General features: G+C 67.5%; 10 protein-coding genes and 1 pseudogene. 3 read left to right on the forward strand and 8 right to left on the reverse strand.

The window, feature by feature from the left end; translation table 11 throughout:
- The 6 genes and pseudogenes from BM388_RS16930 to BM388_RS16955 form a co-directional block, all read right to left on the reverse strand.
- Positions 1–261, reverse strand: a pseudogene (locus BM388_RS16930) (hypothetical protein); the annotation flags it as partial.
- Positions 262–405: 144 nt separating this feature from the next.
- Positions 406–1,002 carry a methionine biosynthesis protein MetW gene (gene metW / locus BM388_RS16935; RefSeq protein WP_089852352.1) on the reverse strand — a complete coding sequence of 199 codons (597 nt, stop codon included), beginning with the start codon at positions 1,000–1,002 and terminating at the stop codon, positions 406–408.
- On the reverse strand, positions 1,002–2,159 hold the full coding sequence (gene metX, locus BM388_RS16940) for a homoserine O-succinyltransferase MetX (RefSeq protein WP_089852336.1): 1,158 nt from the start codon (positions 2,157–2,159) through the stop codon (positions 1,002–1,004). The genes metW and metX overlap by 1 nt, the downstream gene beginning before the upstream one ends.
- Positions 2,160–2,195: 36 nt before the next feature.
- A complete protein-coding gene (locus BM388_RS16945; RefSeq protein ID WP_089852338.1) occupies positions 2,196–2,786 on the reverse strand; it encodes a YggT family protein in 591 nt (196 codons plus the stop codon).
- Positions 2,787–2,835: 49 nt separating this feature from the next.
- Positions 2,836–3,660 carry a pyrroline-5-carboxylate reductase gene (proC, locus tag BM388_RS16950; RefSeq protein ID WP_089852341.1) on the reverse strand — a complete coding sequence of 275 codons (825 nt, stop codon included), beginning with the start codon at positions 3,658–3,660 and terminating at the stop codon, positions 2,836–2,838.
- Between the two features lie 54 nt (positions 3,661–3,714).
- Positions 3,715–4,419: a YggS family pyridoxal phosphate-dependent enzyme gene (locus tag BM388_RS16955; protein ID WP_089852343.1), complete on the reverse strand. Its 705-nt coding sequence runs from the start codon at positions 4,417–4,419 to the stop codon at positions 3,715–3,717.
- A gap of 63 nt (positions 4,420–4,482) precedes the next feature.
- On the opposite strand from BM388_RS16955, the gene BM388_RS16960 reads away from it, so the two are divergent.
- Entirely contained in the window at positions 4,483–5,514 is a 1,032-nt protein-coding gene (locus BM388_RS16960; protein WP_089852345.1) for a type IV pilus twitching motility protein PilT, read from the forward strand.
- Positions 5,515–5,539: 25 nt separating this feature from the next.
- Entirely contained in the window at positions 5,540–6,682 is a 1,143-nt protein-coding gene (locus tag BM388_RS16965) for a PilT/PilU family type 4a pilus ATPase (protein WP_089852347.1), read from the forward strand.
- A gap of 27 nt (positions 6,683–6,709) precedes the next feature.
- Here the strand turns inward: BM388_RS16965 and BM388_RS16970 are convergent, their stop codons facing one another.
- Positions 6,710–7,840, reverse strand: coding sequence for an anhydro-N-acetylmuramic acid kinase (locus BM388_RS16970; RefSeq protein WP_089852349.1), 1,131 nt, complete (start codon positions 7,838–7,840; stop codon positions 6,710–6,712).
- A 113-nt stretch (positions 7,841–7,953) separates the two neighbouring features.
- Here BM388_RS16970 and tyrS point away from each other — a divergent pair, with 113 nt between their 5' ends.
- Positions 7,954–9,153 (forward strand): tyrosine--tRNA ligase, encoded by a 1,200-nt coding sequence (gene tyrS / locus BM388_RS16975; RefSeq protein ID WP_089852351.1) that lies wholly within the window; start codon positions 7,954–7,956, stop codon positions 9,151–9,153.
- A 188-nt stretch (positions 9,154–9,341) separates the two neighbouring features.
- Here the strand turns inward: tyrS and BM388_RS18030 are convergent.
- On the reverse strand, positions 9,342–9,714 hold a 373-nt coding region (locus BM388_RS18030; protein WP_217641102.1), incomplete at its 5' end, for a hypothetical protein.

Here is a 9,714-nt window from a genome sequence, read left to right on the forward strand (position 1 = left end):
GGCTTCGTAGCTGAACAGCAGAGGCTGCCCCGCGAAGCGCTGGCTCAGCTGGCGGATCAGCGTGTCGATGGCCGTGGGCTCATTGGCGATCTCACCACGAAACTCCGGCTCATGCCGTCCCGCCTCGGCGATGGATACCGCAATGCTGGCCTTATGCACATCCAGCCCGATATAGGCGGCATGGACGTCGCTGGCGGCGCTGAGCCGCTCGGCGGCAGTGCGCTCCACAACGACCTGCTGAGTTGCGTTAGACTGTGTCATGACCTGCCTCCCTCAATAGTGGCTCTGTGTTGTTGCCCAACCTCAACGTAACCCACGACGTTGAGGAGGGGCAGGTCAATCCATCATGTCTAGGCTCTGGTTCTAAGCTCTGGCCAGTGGGGCAGCGTCTCGGGGCGCGCGGGCTTACGGCCGGCGGGCGACCCGGAAGATGGCGATCTCGCCGAACAGGTTGGGCCACCAGCGCGAGGTCCAGTGGCCCTCGTGATCGCCGATACCCACCGCTCGGTCGACAATGCTCAGACCCTTGTCGCGGCACAGGCGTTCAAAGTCGTTGAAGGTCGACAGGTGGATGTTGGGCGTGTCGTACCAGGCGTGGGGCAGCGAACGCGAGACCGGCATGTAGCCCTTGAAGCCGAGGTAGGCGCGGTGGCGCCAGTAGGCGAAGTTGGGGAAGGTGATGATGCACTCCCCGGCGACGCGCAGCATCTCGTCGAGCATCAGGTCGGGGCGGCGCAGCGCCTGCAGCGCCTGGGTCATCACCACCAGGTCGCAGGCGTTGTCGTCGAAGTTGGCGAGCCCCTCGTCGAGGTTCTGCTCGATGACGTTGACGCCCTTGGCGAGGCAGGCGGTGATGCCGTCCGGGTCGATCTCCAGGCCGTAGCCGGTGACGTCCTTGTCGCGGGCCAGCGCCGCCAGCAGGGTGCCCTCGCCGCAGCCCAGGTCGAGCACCCGGGCGCCTTCGGGGATCCAGGCGTGAATCAGCTTGAGATCGGCGCGCATCATGAGTGCTCCTCCAGGCCCAGGTCCCGGGCCGCGCGATCCATGAAGGCGGCGAACACCGCCTGATAGCGGGGCTCGGGCATCAGGAAGGCGTCGTGGCCGTGGGACGAGTCGATGTTGGCGTAGCTGACCGACTTGTCGGCGCGGATCAGGGCGTTGACCAGCTCCTTGGAGCGCGACGGCGGGAAGCGCCAGTCGGTGGTGAAGCTGACCACCAGAAAGGGGCAGGCCGCCGGGGCCAGGGCTCGGGCCAGTTCGCCGTCGTGGGCCGCCGCCGGATCGAAGTAGTCCAGCGCCTTGGTCATCAGCAGGTAGGTGTTGGCGTCGAAGGAGGTGGAGAAGGTGTCGCCCTGATAGCGCAGGTAGGACTCCACCTGGAACTCCACGTCGAAGCCGAAATTCAGGTCGGTGCTGCGCAGATCGCGGCCGAACTTGCTGCCCATGGCGTCTTCGGACAGGTAGGTGATGTGACCCACCATGCGGGCGAGCTTGAGGCCGCGCCGCGGTGCCGTGTCGTGGTCCGCGTACCAGCCCTCGAAGAAGTCGGGGTCGGAGCGGATCGCCTGGCGCGCCACCTCGTTGAAGGCGATGTTCTGGGCCGACAGCTTCGGCGTCGCCGCGATGACCACGGCATGCGCGATGCGCTCGGGATAGGAGAGCGTCCACTGCAGCACCTGCATGCCGCCCAGGCTGCCGCCGATCACCGCGGCGAAGCGCTCGATGCCCAGCCGATCGGCGAGCTGCGCCTGGCTGTGCACCCAGTCGACCACGGTGATGATCGGGAAGTCCGGTCCCCACTGGCGTCCCGTCTCCGGGTTCTCGCTGGTAGGGCCGGTGCTGCCATGGCAGCCGCCGAGGTTGTTCACCGAGATCACGAAGAAGCGATCGGTGTCGATCGACTTGCCGGGGCCGATGTGCGCGTCCCACCAGCCCGGCTTGCGCTCGTCGGCCGAGTGGAAGCCGGCGGCGTGGTGGTGCCCGGAGAGGGCGTGGCAGATCAGGATGGCGTTGGAGCGCTCGGCATTGAGGGTGCCGTAGGTCTCGTAGACCAGGTCATAGGCCGGCAGCGTCCTGCCGCAGGCCAGGGCCAGGGGGTCGGCGAAGTGCGCCGTCTGGGGCGTCACCAGGCCGACCGAATCGCGGGGAAACTCGGGCATCGGTCTGTCGTGTCCAGTCGTTGTAGTGGGTCAGCGTCAGAGGCCGATCAGGATCGGGTTGATGCCAGCGGCGCGGGTCAGCGAGCCCACCACGAAAGCATCGATCAGGCTGATGGCGATGAACACCACGATGGGCGACAGGTCGATCATGCCCAGCGGCGGGATGACCTTGCGTACCGGCGCCATGATCGGCTCCACCAGCTGCATCACCAGCAGCGCCCCGGGGTGACTGGCCTGCGGCGCCACCCAGCTCAAGATGATCATCACGATCAGCGCGAAGAAGTAGATCTTGAGCAGGGCGTTGGCGATGGTGGCCACCGAGCCGATCACCACGCCGGCGATAGGGAATACGCCGAAACCAATCTGCAGGATCACGATGATGGCGATCGCCTTGATCACGAAGGCCGTGGCCAGGGTCGCCAGGTCGAAGCGGCCCATCACCGGCCCCAGAAAGCTCTGGAAGGGGCGCACCGCCGGCTGGGTGACCTTCACCACCGACTGGCTGATGGGGTTGTAGTAGTCGGCCCGGGACGCCTGCAGCAGGAAGCGCAGCATCAGCAGGAAGATGTAGATATTGATCAGGGTGTTCACCAGCAGCAGGCCGGCACTTCCCAGTTGACTGCCCATCGGGGCACCTCCATGTCCTTGAAACGTGATCGTGTTGGCTCGTGAGGGCTCAGCGCTGGCCAAGCTCGTCGGCCATCTCGGCGGCGCGATCGGCGCAGGCGGTCATCGCCTCGCCCATGATGCGGCGCAGCTCGGCATCCTCGAGGTGCGCTATGGCGCGCTCGGTGGTGCCGCCCGGCGACATCACATTGCGCTTGAGCTCGGCCGGCGGCTTGTCGCTTGCCAGCGCCATCTTCGCCGCCCCCAGCGCCGTCTGCATGGCCAGGCGACGGGCGGTGTCGGCGGGCAGACCGAGCGTCACGCCGGCATCCTCCATGGCCTCGAACATCAGGAAGAAGTAGGCCGGGGCGCTGCCCGAGACGGCGGTGACCGCGTCCAGCAGGGCCTCGTCCTCGACCCACTCCACCAGGCCCACGGCCTCCATCAGCTCGGTGGCGAGCCGGCGCTGATCCGCGTCGACCCGTGCGTTGGCGTAGAGGCCTGCGGCCCCGGCGCCGACCAGGGCGGGAGTGTTGGGCATGCAGCGTACCAGTGGCAGCTCGCCGCCGAGCCACGCCTCGAGTGTCTCGGCCGGCAGCCCCGCGGCCACCGAGACGATCAGCGGCCGGCGCGCCTGGACGGCGTCGCGCATCTGCTCGCAAACCTGGCGCATGATCTGCGGCTTGACCGCCAGCACCACCACGTCGGACTCGGCGACGGCCGCGGCGTTGTCGGTCTCGGTGCGGATGCCCAGCCGCTCGCGCAGCGGAGCGAGGACGTCGTCGCTGGGTGAGGTGGCGATGACGTCGTCGGGCGAGAAGCCGCTCTCGATCATCCCGCCGATGATGGCGCCGGCCATGTTGCCGGCGCCGATGAAGGTGATTGTGCTGGCCATGGGATCTGTCCTTGTGTGGTGAAAAGCCTCGGCCGGCAGCCGGCGCGGGCGGGATTAGCGCGTGTGACGCTCGCCGAAGATGGCGGTGCCCAGGCGCACCAGGGTGGCGCCCTCGGCCACCGCGGCCTCCAGGTCGGCGCTCATGCCCATGGAGAGGGTATCCAGCGGTGCCTCGGGGAAGCGCTCGGCAAGCGCCTCCAGGGCCTGGCGCAGCCGGGCGAAGGGCGGGCGCTGCTCGGCCGCGGTCTCGGCCGGAGCGGGGATCGCCATCAGGCCGCGCAGTCGCAGGCGTGGCATTGACAGCACGGCTTCGGCGAGTGCCGGTAGGGCGTCTAGGGAGACCCCGGACTTGCTCGCCTCGTCGCTGATGTTGACCTGCAGGCAGATCTCCAGCGGCTCCAGGCCCTCGGGGCGTTGATCGCTCAGGCGCCGGGCGATCTTTTCCCGGTCTACGCTGTGCACCCAGGCGAAGTGCTCGGCCACGTCGCGGGTCTTGTTGGATTGCAGCGGCCCGATGAAATGCCAGACGATGCCCGCGAGGTCCGCCAGCTCGACCTGCTTGTCCAGGGCCTCCTGGACGTAATTCTCGCCGAATTCACGCTGCCCTTCGTGCCAGGCCTGGCGGATCAGCGCGGCGGGTTTGGTCTTGCTCACGGCGAGCAGCCGGGCGGCGTCGGCGGGCCGGCCCGCGGCGTCGAGCGCCGCGTCGAGCCGGGCGCGAGCGGCGGCCAGCGACTCGCAAAGTACCAGGTCCGTCATGTCGTATGGTCTGTCATACTGGTCATCCAGAAGGGAACCTTATCCCGGAAGCAGGGGAAACGCATGGATATTACCGAACTGCTGGCATTCTCGGCAAAGCAGAACGCCTCGGACCTCCATCTCTCGGCCGGCCTGCCGCCGATGATCCGCGTCGATGGCGACATTCGCCGGCTCAACGTGCCGGCCATGGAGGACCGCGAGGTCCGCAAGCTGATCTACGACATCATGGCCGACCGCCAGCGCCGCGACTACGAGGAATTCTTCGAGACCGATTTCTCCTTCGAGGTGCCGGGCGTCTCCCGCTTTCGCGTCAACGTCTTCAACCAGGCCCGCGGCGCCGGGGCGGTGTTTCGCACCATCCCCACCGAGGTGCTGAGCATGGAGGATCTGGGCATGGGCCAGGTCTTTCGCCAGCTCTCGATGCTGCCCCGCGGTCTGGTGCTGGTGACCGGCCCCACCGGCTCGGGCAAGAGCACTACGCTGGCGGCGATGATCGACTACATCAACGATAACCGCTTCGAGCACATTCTCACCATCGAGGACCCGGTGGAGTTCGTCCATCGCAGCAAGCGCTGCCTGATCAACCAGCGCGAGGTGCACCGCGATACCCACGGCTTCGCCCCGGCCCTACGCAGCGCCCTGCGCGAGGACCCGGACATCATCCTGGTTGGCGAGCTGCGCGACCTCGAGACCATTCGCCTGGCCCTCACCGCGGCCGAGACGGGCCACCTGGTGTTCGGTACCCTGCACACCACCTCGGCGGCCAAGACCATCGATCGCATCATCGACGTCTTCCCGGGAGACGAGAAGTCCATGGTGCGCTCGATGCTCTCCGAGTCGCTGCAGGCAGTGGTCTCCCAGGCCCTGCTCAAGCGCCAGGGCGGCGGCCGGGTGGCGGCCCATGAGGTGCTGGTGGCCACGGCAGCGGTGCGCAACCTGATCCGCGAGGACAAGGTGGCGCAGATCTACTCGGCGATCCAGACCGGCGGCAATCTCGGCATGCAGACCATGGATGCCGCGCTGGCGCGGCTGGTCACCGATAACGCCGTGGCGCGCGAGGAGGCCCAGGCCCAGGCCAAGGGCGCGCTGGGCTGAGCACGCACAACAAGGAGGCAGGGACATGACGGCGAAAGAGTGGCTTCATCAGCTGCTGGATATCATGGTGCAGAAGGAGGCGTCGGACCTGCTGATCTCGGTGAACGCGCCGCCCACGCTGAAGATGGCCGGCCAGCTCATTCCCCTGGGCGACCAGGGGCTCAGCGTGGCCCAGGTCACCGAGCTGGTCGGCGTCTCGCTGCCCGAGGCGCAGCGGGAGCGCTTCAGGACCGAGCACGAGGCCAACTTCGCCTTGAGCCTCAAGGGCATGGGGCGCTTTCGCGTCAGTGCCTTCCAGCAGCGCAACCAGATGGCCATGGTCGTGCGGCGTATCGGCTTCGACATTCCTCACCTGGAAGAGCTCTCGCTGCCCGCCACCCTCGGCGAGCTGGCCAACGTCAAGCGCGGCCTGGTGTTCGTGGTTGGCGGCACCGGGACTGGCAAGTCGACCACTCTGGCGTCGATGATCCAGCAGCGCAACGAGACGGTCGGCGGCCACATCATCAGCGTCGAGGATCCCATCGAGTACGTGCACCCGCACCGCAAGGCGATCATCAACCAGCGCGAGGTGGGCATCGACACCGAGTCCTTCGAGGTGGCCCTGAAGAACACCCTGCGCCAGGCGCCGGATGTGATCCTGATCGGCGAGGTGCGCACCCGGGAGACCATGGAGCACGCCCTGACCTTCGCCGAGACCGGCCACCTCTGCCTGGCCACGCTGCACGCCAACAACGCCAACCAGGCGCTGGATCGCATCATCAACTTCTTCCCCATTGAGCGTCACGCCCAGGTGTGGCTCGACCTCTCGCTCAACCTGCACGCCATCGTCGCCCAGCAGCTGCTGCCCACGGTCGACGGCGGGCGCTGCCCGGCGATCGAGATCATGCTCAAGTCGCCGCTGATCGGTGACCTGGTGCGCAAGGGTGAAGTCGGCGAGATCAAGAAGGTCATGTCGCGCTCGCGGGATCTCGGCATGCAGACCTTCGATCAGGCGCTCTACGAGCTCTTCAAGGCCGGCAAGATCACCGAGGAGGTGGCACTGGTGCACGCCGACTCGGCCAACGATCTGCGCATGATGATCAAGTTCGCCGACGAGAGCGGCGACGGGGTCGTCGGGGCCAAGGAGGCGGCCAGCCACCTCTCGCTGAGGGGCGAGGACGACTTCTAGCGGTACGGCCCGCCTGCCGGCAGGGGCTCAGGGGGCGTAGAGCCCGCCGAGCACCCGGCCGCCGGCGGCGCCGGTCACCGAGGGCAGGTTGCCCGGCTGGCCGGCCAGCCGGCGGGCGGCCAGCCAGGCGAAGGCCCCGGCCTCCAGCCAGTCGGCGGGCCAGCCCCAGTCGTCGCCGGTGGTGAGCGGGGTCTCGGGCAGACGGCGCGCCAGGCGTGCCAGCAGGTCCGGGTTGTGGGCCCCGCCGCCGCAGGGGATCAGCAGCGCGGGCGGCGGGGCCGACAGGGTCTCCCGGGCCATCTCCACGCCCAGCGCCACGCTGGCGGCGGTCAGCTCGGCCAGTGTCGCCTGCACGTCCTCCGGTGATTCACCCTCCTCCAGATGCCTTTGCAGCCACTCCAGATGGAACACCTCGCGGCCGGTGCTGCGAGGCGGTGGCCGGTGAAAGAAGGGCTGTGCCAGCAGGCGCGTCAGCAGCGCCTCGTCGACGCGGCCCGAGGCCGCCCAGGCGCCGCCGGCGTCGAAGCGCCCGCCGCGATGGCGGGCGTGCCAGGCGTCCATCAAGGCATTGGCCGGGCCGGTATCGAAGCCCAGCGGCGGGCGCGGATCCTCGCTCGGCGGCAGCAGCGTGAGGTTGGCAAAGCCGCCCAGGTTGAGCACCAGGCGCCACTCGCCGGGTGCCCGGAAGAGCGCCTCGTGGAAGGCCGGCGCCAGCGGGGCGGCCTGGCCGCCGGCGGCCAGGTCGCGGCGGCGCAGGTCGCCGACCACCGCGCAGCCGGTGAGCTCGGCGAGCAGGCTGGGGTTGTCTAGCTGCAGGGTATAGGCCGGGCCGTCGTCATGCCCCCAGGGGGCGTGCTCGATGGTCTGGCCGTGGCTGCCGATGGCGGCAATGGTCTCCCGCGTCGCGCCGCTGCCGGCGATCAGCGCCTCGACGGCGGTGGCCTGCAGGCGGCAGAAGGCGTCCTCGGCGGCCGCCAGCTCGGCGAAGGCCGCGCGATCGGCATGGCAGAGTCGCCACAGCAGGTCGCGCAGCGGCTCTGGCATCGTCTCGGCGTGGGTGGCGACCAGGCTCGGCGGACGTCCCGGGGTGACATCGACGAGGGCGGCATCGACGCCGTCGAGACTGGTGCCTGACATCAGGCCGATGAAGAGGCTCATGGGGACTCCCGGGCGGGCTCAACCGTGGATGGTCGGACATGGTACCATCCTCGACCATTCGAACACCGAGTGCCCGCCGGGTCGCGGGCCGCCTGCTGAGTGGAGAGGAGACAATGACCGATGTAGCTGGCGCGCTGGCGCTGCTCAAGCGCGGCACCCACGAGATCCTGCTCGAGGACGAGCTGGAGAAGAAGCTGACCTCCGGGCGCACGCTGCGCATCAAGGCGGGCTTCGACCCCACGGCGCCGGACCTGCACCTCGGGCACAGCGTTCTGCTGACCAAGATGCGCCAGTTCCAGGACCTGGGTCACAAGGTAATCTTCCTGATCGGTGACTTCACCGGGCGCATCGGGGATCCCACCGGCAAGAACGTGACGCGCAAGCCGCTCACCGAGGAAGAGGTCAAGGCCAACGCTCAGACCTACAAGGAGCAGGTGTTCAAGATCCTCGATCCCGACAAGACCGAGGTGCGTTTCAATGCCGAGTGGTTCTCGGCCATGAGCGCGGCCGACATGATCGAGCTCGCCGGCCAGAGCACCGTGGCGCGGATGCTAGAACGCGACGACTTCGACAAGCGCTACAGCGCGGGTCAGCCGATCTCCCTGCACGAGTTCCTCTATCCGCTGGTGCAGGGCTACGACTCCGTGGCCCTGGAGGCCGACGTTGAACTCGGCGGCACCGACCAGAAGTTCAACCTGCTGATGGGGCGCGAGGTGCAGAAGCATTTCGGCCAGTCGCCCCAGGTGGTGATGACCATGCCGCTGCTCGAGGGGCTCGACGGCGTGCAGAAGATGTCCAAGTCGCTGGGCAACTATGTCGGTGTCGACGAGTCGCCGGGATCGATGTTCAACAAGCTGGTCTCCATGCCCGACAGCCTCATGTGGCGCTACTTCGAGCTGCTCTCGCTCAAGCCCAACGAGGAACTCGAGGCGCTCAAGCGCGATGTCGAGGCCGGTGCCAACCCGCGCGACATCAAGATGGTCCTCGCCCGCGAGCTGATCGGCCGCTATCACGGCGAAGAGGCGGCCGCCAACGCCCACCGCAGCGCCGGCAACCAGCTCGCCGACGGCGAGCTGCCGGAGGACCTGCCCGAGGTGACGATCGACTTCGAGGGCGGTGCCCAGGCGCCGATCGCCGCGGTGCTCAACCGTTCGGGGCTCGCCAACAACAGCGCCCAGGCCAAGGACATGCTCGGCAACGGCCGGGTCAAGGTCGATGGCGAGGTGGTCGAGCGCGACCATATGCTCGAGACCGGCAAGAGCTACGTGATCCAGGCGGGCAAGAAGCGCTATGCCCGCGTGACCCTTGGCTAAGGCATGCCTCTTTATCTGTGGCTGACCGGCTCGCCCGGTCACGACGCCCGCCTTGCGCGGGCGTTCCTGTCTCTATAAGGCAAATTATCCACAGCCGGTGTGCAGGTAGTGCCGGTGGATAAGAGTGGTGGTTAGTCGTTGTGCTTGGCAAGGCGGCGTGAGGTGGGCGTGGTTTTCTGGCCCTCTTGTCATCGCCTCTTCACCGCCGCGACACGGCCCTGACATTTTTCTTCATCGAGGCCTTGCGCGGTGCCCGGGAAATCCGTAAAGTATGCATCCGCTGCCGGCAACGGGCAAACGTTGCAGGCGGTAATAGTGGTGGAAGTGCTTGTTTCCATTTGGGTTTTTCGAAGTCGCTTTGAAAATTCCCGCTTGACGAACTCGCCGCATTCGGTAGAATGCACACCACTCGATCGGCACTCACTTCGCTCTGGCGAGATGAGGTTTCGGTCACCCGCTTCGCTTCTTCGGAACGCCTCGACGGGTTGACAAGAAACGCCGGTCATGTAGAATACGCCTTCCTCGCAGGGCGCCGGCAAGACCGCCGCTTCAATGATGCGG

This window comes from Halomonas saccharevitans (genome assembly GCF_900116405.1).
Taxonomy (GTDB): domain Bacteria; phylum Pseudomonadota; class Gammaproteobacteria; order Pseudomonadales; family Halomonadaceae; genus Halomonas; species Halomonas saccharevitans.